A 16,824-nucleotide genomic window follows, 5' to 3' on the forward strand; every position below is an offset into this window, starting at 1 on the left:
CCCGGAAGGAGCGATCGATGAAAAGCAAACGATTTGTCCTGAATGCACTTCTGGTTGTAGCACTTTTAGCGCTCTTAGCCTTCTCATGCTGGTACGCAAACCAACCATCATTTGGATACGTATTGTATACAGTAATGTCCGGCGATAAGGCTTATTACACTCTACGCGCAATTGACGTTCTCTTTTTCTATGTAGCCGGCCCCTTATCAATCGCTTTGGTCGCGTTTCTTGTCATTTACAACTTCAAGAAACGTTAATAGAACCTATTTAGAATCCGAATCGTCCATGGAGCCGTCGATGCCGGTTTTGGTTTCGTCGTTCATATTGAAATCGTCGTCTTTGGCGAAGGGATTCTTGAAAAAGCCCGTAGCATCGGGCTGAAGGCCCGAGAGCTTCATCCAGGGATTATCGAGCTCGGGCTTGGGCATGGCCTTGGCCTCGGGCGCAGTCTCGTTGCCGATAAGCTCGGACTCGTAGATGAAGGTGTCGTCGCCGAGCGCGTCATAGGCGGCGACCGGGTTGCCATCGGCATCGCGGTACGGTGTGCCCTTAAACACGGCGCCGTCATAGGCCACAAGCTGACGGCCGGTCTCATTCTCGAAGTAGTACACGAAGATGCCCTTGAGGGCCGCACAAAGCGGGATGGCAATAATCATGCCGATGGGGCCCATGAGTGCCGAGCCAATAACGAGCGCCGTGAGGCTCATGATGGGATGCACCTGCACCGAGCTCTGCATGACCTTAGGAGAAATCACGTTGTCGGTGACGTTTTGCGCGACCATCGTCACGATGAGCGTCCATAACGCCAACATGGGGCTGAACATGAAACCGAGCACCGTGGCGATTGCTGCGCTCACCCAAGGACCGACGACCGGAACCAAATGCATGATGCCGGTAAAGATAGCCATGAGCGCCGCATACGGATGACCGATGATCATAAAACCGATAAAGGCGAGGAAACCACCGCAGATGGACGTCACGACCATACCGCGCATGTAGCCGCCGACAGAGCAAGAAAGGATGGCGACCATAAAGCGGTACGAGGTCTCCTTCTCCTGACCGATGATGGTGCAAATCTCGTGATGCATGCGAGGGTAGTCGCAGGCCATCCAGTAGGCAAGCACCAGACCAAGGAAGATCACGAACAACTGCGAAGCCGTATTGGTGATGAGCGGGAACACACCGCGGCCAAGCTCGGCAGCGATCTGAGACACATACTTCGATGCCACGGCAACCAGCGACGAAAGATTATCGTCCAAATACTCCTTGAGCGGCGTGTTGTTGAGCGTCTTGGCATGCGAGATCATCTCGTTGAGATCGCCACCCGCAACACGAAGCTGCTCGGGCAGGCGGCTCAGGACTTCCATGATCTGACCAAAGAGAATCGGCGACAAGATGCAAACGACACCGACGAGCACGGCAACAACAACAATTAGCGCAATAAGCGAACCGATGCAGCGATTCACGCCATGGTGCTCGAGCCAGTTGGTGATCGGGGACATCACAAAAGCAATGATGGAGCCAACGGCAAGAAACTCAATAACCGGTGCCAGGATGCCCATAAGGTTAAAGATGACAGCAGCAATAACAATGCAGCCGACAACAGCCCAAATGCGCAGCGTCAGAACGCGGGTGTCGCGCAGCACGCGATCGGTTTGTTGGGGGTGCTCACTCATGAACGAATCATCACTCCGTCGGGGTCGATCTTGTCCTGAATCTTCTTAAGCGTGCGACGCAGCAGACGCGAGACCTGCACCTGCGAGATGCCCAGCTTCTTGGCAATCTCGATCTGGGTCATGCCCTTCACAAAGCGCAGCTCGATCACCTCGCGCTCACGCGGCGAGAAATCGCGGATGGCTTCCTCGATCACCAGGCGGTCATCGGTAAAGTCGAGCTCGTTGTCATCGTCGGCGTAACGGTCGAGAATCGAGGGCGCATCGTCGGAATCGGACGCACCAGGAGCCTCGATGGGCACCGAGGTATAGGCCGAAGACGATTCCATAGCCTCGAGGACCTCATCGACAGTCACATCTAGATACTCAGCGATCTCCTCAACCTTGGGCGAACGCTGCAGCTCGTTGGTAAGTTTGTCAGTAGCCTGGTTGACCTTGGCCGAGAGCTCCTGCAGACGACGCGGTACGCGCACACTCCAGCCCTTGTCGCGAAAATGGCGTTTGATCTCGCCCAGGATAGTGGGTGTCGCAAACGTCGTGAACTCGAGTCCGCGCTCGGGATCAAAACGGTCGATAGCCTTGAGCAAGCCCAGATAGCCGACCTGCATGAGGTCGTCGAGCGGCTCGCCGCGATTCTTAAATTTGTTGGCAAGAAACCTTACCAGGTTCATATGGGACATGACGAGCTGCTCACGGGCGTCCGGATCACCGGTCTCCTTGTAACGACGAAACAGCTCGCGAGTTTTCTCCTTGTCCCAAGCGGTCTTTCCGCTCCGGGAACGTTCGGTCATATTAGATATCCGCCTTGAGGTCGAGGGAAAGCGTCAGGGGCGCCGTAGTCTTTTCGTAGGAGTCGCACACGCTCGCGAGGATGAGCTCGGTATACACCGCAGCCTGGTCGTCTTCATCGACCGTAGCCTGGTCGCCAAAGGTAATAGTCATGCCAACGTGGGTCTCATCGACATCGAATTTGATGGTGATGTCATCGCAGTCGACCGCGGTGCAACCAAAGATGAAAGCCTCCTCAGCAGCCATGCGGATGTCCTCGATGCGATCGACAGACATAGAGCACAGGGCACCAACGTTGGCTGCCGTCATGCGCACAAGGCGAGCGAGACGCGGGTCACCGGCAACGGTCAGCGTGATAGGGCAGGTTGCTTCGCTACTCATCGCAGGACTCCTCAGAGGTCTCGGCGGGCGTATAGGTGTAATACTGAGCCGGCTTGGATACAGACTTCTGACCATCATCGTCGCCCGCGGCGGCCTCGTCCTCGCCAATTAGGACGCGCTCGGTAGGCTGCTCGGCCTCCGCAGCGGCAGCGGCGAGCTTGCGATCGGCGTCGGCTGCAGGAGCCTTCACCTTATTGAAGAGCTTCTGCACAGCACCGGCGGCAGAGTCGGTCACGCTCGACACAGCATTGCTGGCCTCGGCCATGCTGCCCGTAACCTCGGAAATGTCGCGAACCACGGCTTCGACCTCTACGAGATTGGAGGTAAGGGCATCAACTGCCGTCTTGCTCGACTTAAGCAGCGGCTCCATCTGGGCAAGCGCCGGCGTAAGCTCATCGACAGCGCCATCGAGCTTTGCCACCACAGGCTGAGCCTCGGCGATGGTGTTGTTGAGGTCGTTCACGGTCTTATCGAGCGAGTCGACAACATTGCGGGTCTTGCGCAGGGTAAGCGCGAGCTCAGCGATGGCCCACACGCCGGCAACGGCGAGCAGCAGCAGGGCGATTTGAATGGGACTCATACAAGCCTCCCGGAAGAATCGAAATACAGACGCTTTTCATGGTACCCCAAAGGGGACCGAACATGCCAAGAGCAGCAACGTGGGACAAAATTATCAGCAGCTACCTCGGTGCATTCCCGCTGCGGTCGCGTTCGCTTTGCTCTACGCGCCACTCTTCCCAGCCGCGCCCGGCAGGCTGCCAAAATGCACCGCGTTCCAAGCCATCGGGCAAATAGCGCTGATCGACCCAGCCTTCGGGATAATCATGTGGATACTTATACACACCGTATTCATCGCTGCCCGGGCGATGGCGATCGCGCAGATAACTCGGCACCTCGCGAAGCCCACTAGAATGGATATCGGCCAGCGCCGCATCGATCGAAGCCTCACACGCGTTGGATTTTGGCGCCAAGCACACATAGAGTGCAGCCTGAGCCAGGTTAATGCGGCACTCGGGATAGCCAATGACCTCGGCAGACTTAAACGCGGCATGCGCCACCAAAAGCGCCTGCGGGTCGGCGTTGCCAACATCCTCAGAAGCGTGAATCATAATGCGGCGAGCGATAAACTTAGGATCCTCCCCAGCATCGATCATGCGCGCGAGCCAATAGATCGTGGCATCGGGGTCGCTACCGCGCATGGACTTGATGAACGCACTGATGATGTCGTAGTGCATGTCGCCGTTTTTGTCATACGTAAAGCCGCGACGCGGGTTGGCAATCTTTACGTCATCCACGGTGATGGGATAGCGCTCCCCCGCCGCGGGCGCTGGCGTTCCATCGGTATCGGGACGCGTGACGGCAATCTCGCTCGCAAGCTCGAGCGTCGTGAGCGCCGAGCGAGCGTCACCCGCTGCCAGCGTGCAGATGGTCTTGACCGTATCCTCATCGGCCGAGAACTTACCGTTCAAGCCCTGCGGCGCCTCAAGCGCACGTTCAATAAGCGTGGCGATATCCTCATCCTTCAGATGCTCAAGCTCCACGACGCGACCACGTGAGAGCAGTGCCGAGTTGACCTCGAAGTACGGGTTCTCCGTCGTAGCGCCAATCATAATGACGGTACGGTTCTCAACTGCATGCAGCAGGGCATCCTGCTGCGACTTAGAGAAGCGGTGAATCTCATCGATGAATAGAATGGTGCGGCGGTCGTACGTATTCAGGCGCGTCTTGGCCTCATCAATCACACGACGCAGGTCCTTCACGGTACCCGTGACGGCGCTGACCTCGACAAACTCGCTCTTGGTATGGTTGGCGATAATGTGGGCCAGCGTCGTCTTGCCCGTACCGGCAGGCCCGTACAGAATCACGCTCGAAAGCACGTCGTGCTCGATCGCGGCACGCAGCCATGAACCCTTACCGACGGCCTTTTGCTGGCCCACGTACTCGTCGAGCGAATTGGGGCGCATGCGCACCGCAAGCGGCGCATTCTGAAAGGAACGCTCGCGCGTCGAAGCAGAAAAAAGGTCGTCCATAGCCATCCCGTGTATCAATCAAAAACGTTTTCCACTAACAGTATACCGAATTAATACGAACTACCGTTCGTTAATATAGGTACGGTGCGGAAACTCCAGACCAGGGAACAGCTTGCTCGTCAGCTCGCAGAAATAACCGTCCGTCATGCTCGCGATATAATCCACCACGGCTTGATCCTTGTCGTCCTGCCAGGCATAGGTGCGATCATAGTAGGAAAGCTGCTGCTCAATGCGCGAAATATGGTGCTTAAAGATGTAAGAGGACTCGTCGCCACTGTTTAGATCCCGCAGGCAACGGTCGTAGAGCTTTACGAACGCCTCGCGCAGCTCCGCCTCGGAATCGCCTTCGATACCGCCCTTGCTATAGATCTTCTCGTAGTTCTCGCGCTTGGCTCGGCGAATTTCCTCAAACAGGTCCTCGCTCATCTCGATGCGCGGCTTACCATAGCTGTGCTCAACGATATCGATAGAGGCATGCGTGAGGATCCAACTGTTGTAGGCACCGCCCCGGCCATCATCAAAAGCGTCGGGCGAAAGCAGGCCCGCCGCGATCGCATCCTGACGGTCACGACCGACGTAGGCAAGAATATCCGAGATGCGAACGACGCAGCCCTCGAGCGTCATGGGACGCAGATGCTCAATTGCGCTATAGCCCGTGGCAATGCAATCCTCAACCGTCTGGTCAAACTGGTCAAAGGAGCCCATGTCCGAGAGCTCAAACACACGCTGCTCGTACTCGCCGTTATGGCATAGCACGCCGTCGAGCGTCTGGAGCGACACGTTGCGGCCATACAACGCGTCGAGCACGCGGACCGACTGCACGTTATGGAAAAAATAACGCCCCGTACGCTCGTGATAGATATCGTTGAGGAAGCGCTCGCCGGAATGGCCGAAAGGCGTGTGTCCCAAGTCGTGGCCCAGGCCAATCGCCTCGATCAGATCGCAATTGAGCCCCAGGGCGCGACCGATATCGCGCGCAATGCGCGAGACAAGCTGCACGTGCAAACCGCGGCGTGACAGATCGTCATTGCTACGAAAGCTAAAGACCTGCGTTTTGCCCGCATACCGGGTGTAAGCCGGAAGATGAAGTATCTTTTCGGTATCGCGCATAAACGCCGGACGCATAAGCGTGCCTTTGTCGGTAGTGCGATCAATACGACGAATGACCTGATCATCGTTGCAACGATACGGGTTGACATAGCCCGAAGCACGATCGGCGGCAATGCGCTCGACAAGCTCGGGCGACAACGCTGAGGGAATACGGTCCATGCGCGCCTTAATGACGGCCGTTTCTTGATTAGATTCCATGGCATGCTCCTTAAGAAGGATGCGCAATCGGTTACATAGTGCAGCCCACGACCTCGATTATGGCAAAAATCGGCACTAAAAACGGGAGCAATGGCAGGGAGCGCGATTTTGTGAAGAGGCAGGAAAGGGCCAGAGCCAGGAGTGCGACGGCAAATGCCACGATGCCACCCATAGGGTCGAGCGTGCAAAGCGCGAAGAGCGCCTTGGCATCCCCCATGCCGATGCCCGGGATTTGGCGAAGACGACGCCAGAGGGACTCAGTCAGCACGAGAGCAAGATACACAATGACGGCAAGACCCGCGTGGTCAAGCGCTGTGTTCAAACCGAGGTCGAGCCAGACGCCTGCAAGAGCCGCCACCGCACATGCGCCGGCAAGCCCATTGGGAAACCGTCGCTCTCGGGCATCAATTGCCACGCCGGCAAAGATGCAAATCCAAAACGGGATATAGACCATCGGACGCCTCCTCGAGCTGCATCGCAAAAGCAAAAACCACCACAAAGGTGCCTGTCCCCTTTGCGGTGGTTTTGGTGGTGGTTATTTGGCGCCTTGCATGACCTCGTCGAGGGTGACGTTTACGGCATGCTGGGTAGGAACCCAGTCGACCTTCAGGAACAGCGCGGCCACCGTGATGGGGATATAGCTGAACATAAAGATCGGGAAGGTAAACAGGTTAGTCACCAGACGCCACTTTTGCGCGCAGTGAATATGCTTGTACTCAAAGATAGTCGTGAGCAGCGCCAGGATAAAGAAGGTCTGGTACATCATGGCAAAGGTCATAATGAGCGACGCGGCACAGGCCTGCATCTCGACTTCGGTAGCCAAAAAGCCGTGCGAGAGTCCACCCACGATCAGGAACGTCGCATTGGCGAGCATCGAGATGAGCGACAGCAGCATACCCGGGGCGATCGTCATGAACATGTCGTAGGCGGCAAAGCGATGGTAGCGGAACGTCGATTTGACAAGATGCTTGCCATAGGTAAAAAAGACCTGGTAGAAGCCCTTGGTCCAGCGCATGCGCTGTTTCCAGGATGCCTTGAACGTCACGGGCTGTTCGTCAAAGAACTCCGCCGGCGCATAGCCAATGCGAATGCCGTGAATGGCGCAGAACGTGGTGAACTGAATATCCTCGGTCAGCGTGTGGAACTGCCAGCCGTGCATGCCCTCGATAACACTGGCGGAGATGAGGTAGCCCGAACCCGAGACAGCGCAAGAAGTCTTGCAGATATTGCGCGCGTTGTTGAGAAAGCGCGCCTCGCGCAAATACCAGGTAGCATTAGCTGCCGAGATCCACGAGCTGCCAAAGTTCTTGGAGTTGCGATAGCTCGTGACCACATGGAATCCCTGGTCAAAGGCATCGTTCATCTTGGACACGTAATCGCGGGATATGACGTTATCAGCATCGAAAATAAAGTAGCCCTCAAACGTGTCGGGATACTCGTTAAGGATGCGGTCAAAACCAAAGTCCATGACCCAGCTCTTACCCTTGCGGGCCAGGTCGTTGCGCTCATAAACGATGGCGCCCGCCTCGCGCGCGAGCTGCGCCGTGTTGTCGGTGCAGGCATCGGCGACCACGAAGACCTCGATAAGCTCGGACGGATAATCCTGGTCCTTGATGGAGCGAACGAGGTTGGCAATCACGGCCTCCTCATTATGCGCCGCGATAAAGAAAGCATAGCGATGGAGTTTTTTGGCCTTAGGAGGCGCGACCTCGCCACGAAGAGCGCCAATGACAAAGAAGACCACCTGGTACAGAAAGCAGACCGTGAGCAGCGTGACGACAATCTGGTTGAAGATCACAATGGGTGTGTTGGTTTGTAAAAAGGCGAGCATGCAGGCTCCCGAGAACGCGTTACGTAAACAACCGTATATCTTACCGCAGGCTAATCGAGTTCAAGAAACCACCTAATACTGGCTAGACTTCGAGAAGACCGAGCTGCGGAACGATTTCGTCGCCAGCGGCAGTACGACCGAGTGAGCGAGGAGCCAGGTCGTCGAGAACCGCGGCAAGATCCCACGGCAGCTCATCGCGGCACTCAATACGCTCCCCCGTCACGGGATGGTCGAATGCGACGCGCCAGGAATGAAGGAATTGCCTGGTCAGACCCTGATCGGCGCGTGCATCGCACTTGCCGTAGAGCGGATCGCCCACGCAGGCATGGTTGATATGGCGCATATGCACGCGAATCTGATGTGTGCGGCCCGTAAACAGGTGGCACTCGACGAGCGTATAGCCGTCATCAAAACGCGTGGAATCAAAGCGCTCAAGGACCTTAAAGGTCGTAATGGCCTGACGCGCGAAAGGATCGTCCGAAACCGCCATCTTGACGCGGTCGCGCGTGGAACGGGCAATACCGGTATTGATGGTGCCCTCGTCCATGGCGATGTGCCCGTGGACAAGCGTGATATAGCGACGATCGAGCGTGCGCGTGCGAATGAGATTTTGAAGCGCGCGCTGCGTGTCGTCGTCCTTTGCCGCAAGCATGAGACCCGAGGTATCGCGATCCAAACGATGCACGATCCCGGGGCGGTCCTCACCCTGTACGGTACCCAGATGGTCGATGCCGCAGTGGTAGACCAGAGCGTTCGCAAGGGTGCCGCTCTCGTGGCCATGGGCGGGATGGCACACCAGGCCCCGCTGCTTGGAGAGCACGATAAGGTAGTCGTCCTCGTAGCGGATATCGAGGGGAATGGCCTCGGGAATCACGTCGGTCGGGTCGTGCGGCTCGGGCAAGTCGACCGAGATGCGATCGCCGGCGCGTACGGCGTACTTTTTAGAGAGACAAGTCTCACCGTTGACGGCAACGGCGCCTCCCTCGATCAGATGCGCGCAGGCAGAGCGCGTGGGACAGCCATCGTTGGCGCCCAAATAGGCGTCAAGACGCTGGCCAGAGCAATCGTCGGCAACAAGAATATGGATGTCGGCCATTAACGCTCATTCCTTTCGCGAATCTTGCGGGCACGCTCCCCACGCTGTTTGGCTTTGCGTTTGGCGCGGGCTTCGTCACGGGCGTTGAGCTCAGCGGTCGCATCGACCTCGCGAGCAGCGGGACTCAAGAACATGTACCCGATGAGTGCGAGCACGACGCCCGCGGTAATGCCGATATCGGCCACGTTAAAGACAGGGAAGTCGATGAAAGTGGTGGCAATAAAATCGGTCACAAAGCCAAAAGCCAGACGGTCGATCGCGTTGCCGATGGCGCCACCCGCAACCATAGCCATGCCTACCACCTCAAGACGAGCGAGCTGAGGCGCACGGAGCAAGTACACGGCAATGGCGACAATGACCGCAAGCGCCAACACAGCGAACGCGACGCCATGACCCTCGCCCATGCTAAAGGCGGCTCCGATATTGCGGACAAATAGAAAGTCGATCACACCGGGGATAACAGTCACATGCAAAGCGTCGCCCACGGCACGAACCGCAAGCTTGGTCAGCTGGTCAACAAGCAGCACAACCAGCGCCACCCCACCAGCAACACCCAACCGCCAACGCAAAGGCGGCGTCATATCCCCAGTACGACCCAAATCAATCCCCTGCCCTCAGAACAATCGAATTCCGTTTAACGCAATTATCCATCTTATATTGCCACATGCAGAGCGCACGACATATCCACCAACACAAGCGAAATAACCAGCATAAAAAGAAAGCGGCATTCCGAAAAACAGAATGCCGCTTTTATTCAGCGGAGCAAATGGGCCGAAGGCGCCCAAATTCTACCTATAACTAAAATGCCGAGTTACCGTGCCTTAAAGGGCATTCGCACACCTCTCGCAGATATGTGCGTGGCCGTTGTACTCGCCGACGGTGGTGCGGTAGTTCCAGCAACGGTCGCAGCACTCGCCCTCGGCAGCTTCAATGGCAACGGAGAGTTCCTCGCCCTGGGTCAGCTCAACATCGGAGACGATGTAGAACTCGGCCAGGTCGACGGCCTTATCACCGGTCAGCAGCGCGTACATCTCGGCGGGAACGACCGCCTTGACGCGGACCTGCTGGCTCTTGGTGAAGGTGCCGGCAGAACGGGCATCCTCAAGGGCCTTGGTCACGGCGCTACGGAGCTCGAGCGAAGCCTCGAGCACGCCCTCGAACTCATTGGCCTCGTCGACCGTGATGGGCGACTTGTACCAATCGAGCAGCGCGGCGTACTTCTGGTGATCGACGCAGCCAGCGGGCGCATATGCCATGGCCTCGTCAACCGTGTAGGACAGGATCGGCTGCAGGTCGCGCATGAGCATCGAGAAGAGCTCGGCCAGCACGGTCTGGGCGCTGCGGCGCTCGAGCGAGCCGGGCTTATCGCAGTACAGACGGTCCTTCAGGGCGTCGAGGTACACGTTGGAAAGCTCGGTAACCACGAAGTCATAAAGCGCACGGTAAGCGCGCGGGAACTCGTAGCAAGAGTAAGCGTCGTCGACCTCGGCCTGAACCTGAGTCAGGCGGGCAACCATGAGCTTGTCGAGCGGCAGCAGGTCGGCAAAGGCGACGCCGTCGGTCTCGGGCTCAAACTGACCCTCGAGCTCGGAGAGCAGGAAGCGCAGCGTGTTGCGGAAACGACGGTAGGCATCGGACGTACGGGCGAGAATCTCGTGGTCGATGGAGACGTCAGAGCTGGTGTCGACGGAGGCAACCCACAGACGGATGATATCAGCGCCCATCTCGTCGCAGACCTTATTGGGGTCGATAACATTGCCGAGCGACTTGGACATCTTGCGGCCCTGACCATCGAGTGTGAAGCCCTGCGAGACGACCGCCTTGTACGGAGCATGGCCGTTGGCACCCACCGAGGTGAGCAGCGAGCTCTGGAACCAACCGCGGTGCTGGTCGGAGCCCTCAAGATACACGTCCGCCGGGTACTCAAGCTCAGGGCGATACTCGCAGACGGCCTTCCAAGACACGCCGGAATCCCACCACACGTCGAGGATGTCCTTATCGGCCTTGAGGTGATGACCGCCGCACTTGGGGCAGACGCAGGCCTCGCCCAGGTAGCTCTCGGGAGCGTCGGTGAACCAGGCGTCAGAGCCCTTCTCGTGGAAGAGCTTGATGACGGCGTCGAGCGTAGCGTCGTTCATGACCTTCTCGCCGCAGTCGGCGCAGGTGTAGCTGGGGATAGGCACACCCCAGTTGCGCTGACGGCTAATGCACCAGTCGGGACGCTGCTCGACCATGGCGCCGATGCGGTTGGCGGCGTGAGCCGGATACCACTTGACGTTCTCGCGAACCTCCTTGCCAGCCTGCTCACGCAAGCCGGTCTTGTCCATCGAGACAAACCACTGGTCAGTAGCACGGAAGAGCACCGGGTGTTTGCAGCGCCAGCAGTGCGGATAGCTGTGCGTGATCTTCTTCTCGAGGACCAGGGTGCCGCGCTCGCGCAGGAACTCGATGATGTGCGGGTTGGCCTCATCGGTATCCATGCCGCTGAAGGGACCACCGGTGCCAAACTCCTCGCCGGTGTAGAACTTGCCGTCATCATCGACCGGCATGCAGATGTCGGTAATGCCCTCCTTGAGGCAGGCAAAGTAGTCGTCGACGCCGTGGCCGGGCGAGTTGTGGACGATACCGGTACCGTCATCGACACCGACGTAATCGGCCAGCAGCGCCACGCCCTCAACACCGTCAAAGATCGGCTGCTTGTAGTGGATGTGGTGGAAGGTCTCGGCGGGAACCACATAGGGCTTACCGTCGACCATAACCGGGGTGTACTCCCAACCAAACTCCTCGCAGCACTTGGGAGCCAGGTCCTCGAGCATGACCTCGGCACGACCCTCGTGCTCAACGGCGACATAGGCGGCGCCGGGCTTGAGGGAAACTGCCTGGTCGGAGGGGATGGTCCACGGCGTGGTCGTCCAGATGATAAAGTCAACCGGGCCGTCGAAGTTCTCGAGGCCGGCGGGCTTGGAGGTCATCTCAAAGCGCACGAAGATGGACGGGCTCGTCTCGTCGGAGTACTCAATCTCGGCCTCAGCAAGTGCGGTGTGGCAGTGCTTGCACCAGTGAACCGGCTTGTGGCCGCGATAGATCATGCCCTTGTCGAACATGGCCTTGAAAACCTCGATGTCGGCGGCGTCATGCTGGTGATAGAGCGTCAGATAGGGGTTGTCCCAATCGCCGAGCACGCCCAGGCGACGGAAGCCGGCCTTCTGCAGCTCGATGTTCTCGACAGCGAACTTGTTGCAAAGCTCGCGGATCTTAGCCGTGGAGGTCTGGTTGAACTTCTCGGTGCCGAGCTTCTCCTCGACTTTATGCTCGATCGGCTGGCCATGGCAGTCCCAACCGGGGACATAGGGAACCTCATAGCCCTGCATCATCCAGTAGCGGTTGATCATGTCCTTGGAGATCTTGTTCATGGCGTGGCCGATGTGGATCGGGCCGTTGGCGTACGGAGGGCCGTCGTGCAGCACGAACTTCTTGTGACCCTCGTTCTTCTTCAGAACCTGCTCGTAGACCTTGTTGTCCTGCCAGTCCTTGAGTCGCTTGGGCTCGGACTTGGAAAGACCGGCACGCATGGGAAAACCGGTTTTGGGCAGATTCATCGTCTGCTTGTACTCGTTTGCCACGGTACCCCTTTCATGTCGTGGGCGCGCACGCCCGTTGGGCACCAAAAAAGCGCCCGTCCCTACAAGCTGGGACGAAGCGCCACAAAAACGGGCTGTATGCCCGCAAAAGCTCTTCGTTTAACCACCCAGCTTAGATGCCCTCGCCCGCGTATTCGCGCGCTCGCATCCGTTACTCGGCTGGCCTGTATCGACGACCATCTCGGCGATATCTACTAAGACGTGCCTGCGCGGCACGTCCGTTGGGACCGCAGCTCCGGGGTGATTTTCATCGGTCGCATGCACGGGTTCTCAGCGCTCCCCGCTCTCTGTGGCATGCGGACGGCCGACTACTCGTCCCCATCAACGCTTATGCGGAGTATGCTAGCACGTTCCGCGCCGGCGAAAAACCCTCAACACTGGTTTCATACGTAAGAAATTTCTCGTGGTCGTTAGCCTTCTCTAGGAGCAAAATACCTGAAAGCACTTTAACTAACGAAAGAAGGCTGCCATGCGCACAATCGGAATGAGCGACTACACCGTCGGCGAGGATTGCTTTACCGAGCTGCCCGCCGCACTGGCGGAGTACGGCGCGAAGAAAGTCGCCATCATTGGTGGCAAGCGAGCCCTAGCTGCGGCGCTGCCGGGCATCGAGGCGGCGCTTGAAGGTACCGACGTCGAGATTCTGGAGACGCGCGTCTACGGCACAAACAGTACGCGCGCCAATATCGCCAAGGTCGTGAACTCCCCCGCTTGCCAGCAGGCAGACGTGCTTATCGCCTGTGGCGGCGGCAAGGCACTCGACACCGTGAAGACCGCAGCCATCGAGCTCAAGAAGATTGTCTTTACGGTGCCGACGATTTGCTCTAACTGTTCCGCCGCGACCGCCATTGCCGTCGTCTACAACGACGATGGATCGCTCGAGGGCTATTCGTACCCCAACCGACCGGCGCACATCTTCATCAATCCCAAGATCATCGCCGAGGCTCCGGCGGAGTACTTCTGGGCCGGCGTGGGCGACGCCCTGTCCAAGCAGCCCGAAGTCGAGTACGCCACGAGCGCCGGCGACCTGGAGCACACCGCCGGCCTTGGCCTGGCTCTTGCCCACACCTGTTCCGAGCCGCTGTTTACCTATGGTGTTCAGGGTCTTGAGGACGTTCGTCAGAATCTGTCGAGCGAGGCCGTCAAGCAGATCGCGCTCGACATCGTGGTCAACACGGGCTATGTCTCGAACCTGACCAACCAGAACGATTACTACTACAACTCGAGCGTGGCGCACGCGTTCTACAACGCCACCTGCAGCATTCCGCGTGAGGGCACCTACCTGCACGGCGAAGTCGTAAGCCTGGGCGTGCTGGTGTTGTTCGCCTACACGGGCGACACCGAGAACCTTAAGCGCTATGCTGACTTCAACAAGCAGATGGGGCTGCCCGTAACGCTTGAGCAGGTCGGGCTTTCCGAGACCGATATCCCTGCCCTGTGCGAATACGCACACGCCACCAACGAGTGGAAGCAAGGCAACCCGGAGCCCTTCACCGACGAAAAGTTCGCCGCCGCCATCAAGGCCGCCAACGCCTACGGCCACACGCTCTAGGCCTAGCCCAAAACCACCACAAGGGAGCAGTGCCCTTGTGGTGGTTTTTTATTGCTCCAGCATGCTGGGGTCGAACTCGCTAGCTGGTATAACGCGATAGCCGTGACGCAGCAACAGATCAACGAAGACGCCGTTGCCCGCGGTGAGCGTACCGCTAAAGGTACCGTCGTAGATGCGACCCGCGCCGCACGAGGGACTGCGGTCCTGCAAGACGCACGCAGCAATCTCGGACGGGCCGCCCGCCTGCTCGCACATATCGAGCGCACGTTGGGCACCCAGGCGAAATTCGCGATCAACCGAGATGCCCTCGCAGGTACGAACCTCGCCGTTCACAATCTCGGACGGCTTGCGCGGCGTGGGCAGGCCGCCAAAGACCTCGGGGCACACGAGGAGGACCTCGGTCCCCGTGCGCTCGCAAGCCTCGACCAACGCGCGGTGGTAGTTATCGAGCCCGTTATACTTGCAGCTCTCGCCCATCAAGCAGGCGCTCACCACGATCTTCATATACAACACTCCCCACGCAAAACGCCCCATTTGAGATGGACACTCAAATGGGGCGATTGACACTGCGCAACTAGTATTACTGTTGCTTGGGCATCAGCGGATTCTCGCGCGTGAGGAGGTTCATGAACTCCTCGCCCGTGATGGTCTCCTTCTTATACAGATAACGAGCCAGCTCGTGGAGCTTAAACTTGTTCTCCTTCAGAATCTGCAAAGCGCGGTCGTGCGCATCCTCGATCAGCTTGGCGACAATCGCGTCCACACGCTCGGCCGTACCGGGGGCGCAGGTGAGCGACGTGTCCTGATTGAGATACGCGTTCTGCACGGTACCGAGCGCCATCATGCCAAACTCGTCGGACATACCAAAGCGCGTCACCATATTACGGGCGAGCTTGGTGGCCTGCTCGATATCGTTGGCGGCGCCGGTCGTCATCTCGCCAAAGATGAGCTCCTCGGCCGCGCGACCACCGCAGTAGACGGCGAGCTTATCCAGGACCTCCTGGCGCGTGGTCAGGAAGCGCTCGTCCTCCTCGACCTGCATGGTGTAGCCCAGGGCACCGCTCGTGCGCGGAACGATGGTGATCTTCGTGACCGGCGCAGAGCCCTTCTGGCGAGCGGCAACAATGGCATGGCCGATCTCATGGTAGGAAACGACCTGCTTCTCGTGGTCGGAAAGCACCGTGGACTTACGCTGTTGGCCGGCAATGACGACCTCCACCGACTCCTCGAAGTCGTCCTGGGTTGCACGCTTGCGACCTTCGCGAACGGCGCGCAGGGCGCCCTCGTTGATGATATTGGCCAGGTCGGCGCCCGAGGCACCGGGCGTGGCGCGGGCAATCGCGGTCAGATCGATCGGCGGCTCGGTCTTCACACTCTTGGCGTGAAGCTCGAGAATGTTCTTACGGCCGGTCAGATCGGGCAACTCGACGGGGATGCGGCGGTCAAAACGACCGGGGCGCAGCAGCGCCGGATCGAGACTGTCGGGGCGATTGGTTGCGGCAAGGACAACGATACCCTTGTGGTTATCGAAGCCATCCATCTCGGTCAGCAACTGATTGAGCGTCTGCTCACGCTCGTCGTTGCCGCTAAAACCGCCGCCATCGCGCTTCTTACCGATGGTATCGATCTCGTCGATAAACACGATGCACGGGGCCTTTTCCTTGGCCTGCTTAAAAAGGTCACGCACCTTGGCGGCGCCACGGCCGACGAACATCTCGACGAACTCAGAACCCGAAATGCTAAAGAACGGAACACCAGCCTCGCCGGCAACAGCCTTGGCTAGCAGGGTCTTACCGGTACCCGGAGGGCCAACAAGGAGAGCACCGCGCGGCAGCTTGGCGCCAATCTCCTCGTAGCGCTGCGGCTTCTCCAGAAAGTCGACGACCTCCTTGAGGGACTCCTTGGCCTCTTCCTGGCCGGCGACGTCCTTAAAGGTCACGCCCACGTCCTTGGAGGCGATCACGCGCGCGCCGGACTTACCCAGTCCGCCGCCGCCAAAACCGCCACCGCCAAAGTTCATCGACGGGCCGTCATCGCCCATAGCCTTCTTCATGCGGCGGTTGAGCCACCAACCAATGAGGAAGAAAATCGCCATGGGAAGAATGAGTGTGAGCAGGTAGTAGGTCATCAAACCCGAGCTCTTATCGGGAACGACCGACTCCAGCGAAGCGCCAGACTCAAGCACGCGATCGGTAAAGCCCGCATCGTTCGGCACACCGGTCGTCTTATAGGCGATGTTCTCGTCCTCGCCCTTCTTGGTGTAATAAATCGAGTAATCGTCCGTGTTGTACTCGACCTTGTCGACACTCTTCTTATCGAGCGCTTTGACAAACGTCGAGTAATCGGTCTTCGTAATCTGCTGCGTGTGACCGATGTTAGGGAACAGAACGGTCGAGAGCACGAGGTAGACGACGAAGGCGATGAGCACGTAGAGGATCATATTCCGTCTACGCTTGTTGTCATCCATCTCCATCTGCTTGAACTCCATCTACTGGGGTTGATAATGCTTTCTAGAATACCCAA

At 58.3% G+C, this 16,824-nt stretch carries 14 protein-coding genes; 1 reads left to right on the forward strand and 13 read right to left on the reverse strand.

The window, feature by feature from the left end; translation table 11 throughout:
• Positions 1 to 263: 263 nt before the first annotated feature.
• From GT495_RS02960 to ileS, 11 genes are all read right to left on the reverse strand, one after another.
• Complete coding sequence (locus GT495_RS02960; protein WP_161161429.1) at positions 264 to 1,676, reverse strand: AI-2E family transporter; 1,413 nt, start codon at positions 1,674 to 1,676, stop codon at positions 264 to 266.
• Complete coding sequence (locus GT495_RS02965; protein ID WP_022094589.1) at positions 1,673 to 2,464, reverse strand: RNA polymerase sigma factor SigF; 792 nt, start codon at positions 2,462 to 2,464, stop codon at positions 1,673 to 1,675. Before GT495_RS02965 ends, GT495_RS02960 begins: the two co-directional genes overlap by 4 nt.
• Before the next feature lies 1 nt (position 2,465).
• Entirely contained in the window at positions 2,466 to 2,843 is a 378-nt protein-coding gene (locus GT495_RS02970; RefSeq protein WP_161161430.1) for an ATP-binding protein, read from the reverse strand.
• Positions 2,836 to 3,423, reverse strand: a complete 588-nt coding sequence (locus GT495_RS02975) for a hypothetical protein (RefSeq protein WP_138374846.1) — start codon at positions 3,421 to 3,423, stop codon at positions 2,836 to 2,838. The genes GT495_RS02970 and GT495_RS02975 overlap by 8 nt, the downstream gene beginning before the upstream one ends.
• A gap of 100 nt (positions 3,424 to 3,523) precedes the next feature.
• A complete protein-coding gene (locus GT495_RS02980) occupies positions 3,524 to 4,873 on the reverse strand; it encodes a replication-associated recombination protein A (RefSeq protein WP_161161431.1) in 1,350 nt (449 codons plus the stop codon).
• A 60-nt stretch (positions 4,874 to 4,933) separates the two neighbouring features.
• Positions 4,934 to 6,181 (reverse strand): deoxyguanosinetriphosphate triphosphohydrolase family protein, encoded by a 1,248-nt coding sequence (locus tag GT495_RS02985; RefSeq protein WP_161161432.1) that lies wholly within the window; start codon positions 6,179 to 6,181, stop codon positions 4,934 to 4,936.
• Between the two features lie 31 nt (positions 6,182 to 6,212).
• On the reverse strand, positions 6,213 to 6,635 hold the full coding sequence (locus tag GT495_RS02990) for a prepilin peptidase (protein WP_161161433.1): 423 nt from the start codon (positions 6,633 to 6,635) through the stop codon (positions 6,213 to 6,215).
• An 81-nt stretch (positions 6,636 to 6,716) separates the two neighbouring features.
• Positions 6,717 to 8,012 (reverse strand): glycosyltransferase family 2 protein, encoded by a 1,296-nt coding sequence (locus tag GT495_RS02995; RefSeq protein WP_022094595.1) that lies wholly within the window; start codon positions 8,010 to 8,012, stop codon positions 6,717 to 6,719.
• A gap of 82 nt (positions 8,013 to 8,094) precedes the next feature.
• Entirely contained in the window at positions 8,095 to 9,108 is a 1,014-nt protein-coding gene (locus tag GT495_RS03000) for an RluA family pseudouridine synthase (RefSeq protein WP_161161434.1), read from the reverse strand.
• A complete protein-coding gene (gene lspA / locus GT495_RS03005; RefSeq protein WP_240128075.1) occupies positions 9,108 to 9,707 on the reverse strand; it encodes a signal peptidase II in 600 nt (199 codons plus the stop codon). Before lspA ends, GT495_RS03000 begins: the two co-directional genes overlap by 1 nt.
• A gap of 222 nt (positions 9,708 to 9,929) precedes the next feature.
• The gene (ileS, locus tag GT495_RS03010; RefSeq protein ID WP_192924118.1) at positions 9,930 to 12,707 is read right to left on the reverse strand and encodes an isoleucine--tRNA ligase; all 2,778 of its coding nucleotides are present in this window, start codon (positions 12,705 to 12,707) and stop codon (positions 9,930 to 9,932) included.
• 511 nt (positions 12,708 to 13,218) lie between these two features.
• Between ileS and GT495_RS03015 the strand changes: the two genes are divergently transcribed.
• A complete protein-coding gene (locus GT495_RS03015) occupies positions 13,219 to 14,301 on the forward strand; it encodes an iron-containing alcohol dehydrogenase family protein (protein WP_161161436.1) in 1,083 nt (360 codons plus the stop codon).
• 48 nt (positions 14,302 to 14,349) lie between these two features.
• On the opposite strand, the gene GT495_RS03020 is transcribed toward GT495_RS03015, so the two are convergent.
• Positions 14,350 to 14,805, reverse strand: coding sequence for a DUF523 domain-containing protein (locus GT495_RS03020; RefSeq protein WP_161161437.1), 456 nt, complete (start codon positions 14,803 to 14,805; stop codon positions 14,350 to 14,352).
• Between the two features lie 76 nt (positions 14,806 to 14,881).
• Positions 14,882 to 16,774, reverse strand: a complete 1,893-nt coding sequence (gene ftsH, locus GT495_RS03025; RefSeq protein ID WP_192924114.1) for an ATP-dependent zinc metalloprotease FtsH — start codon at positions 16,772 to 16,774, stop codon at positions 14,882 to 14,884.
• Between the last annotated feature and the right edge of the window lie 50 nt (positions 16,775 to 16,824).

The sequence above is a fragment of the Collinsella sp. BIOML-A6 genome (assembly GCF_009875845.1).
GTDB classification, from domain to species: domain Bacteria; phylum Actinomycetota; class Coriobacteriia; order Coriobacteriales; family Coriobacteriaceae; genus Collinsella; species Collinsella aerofaciens_H.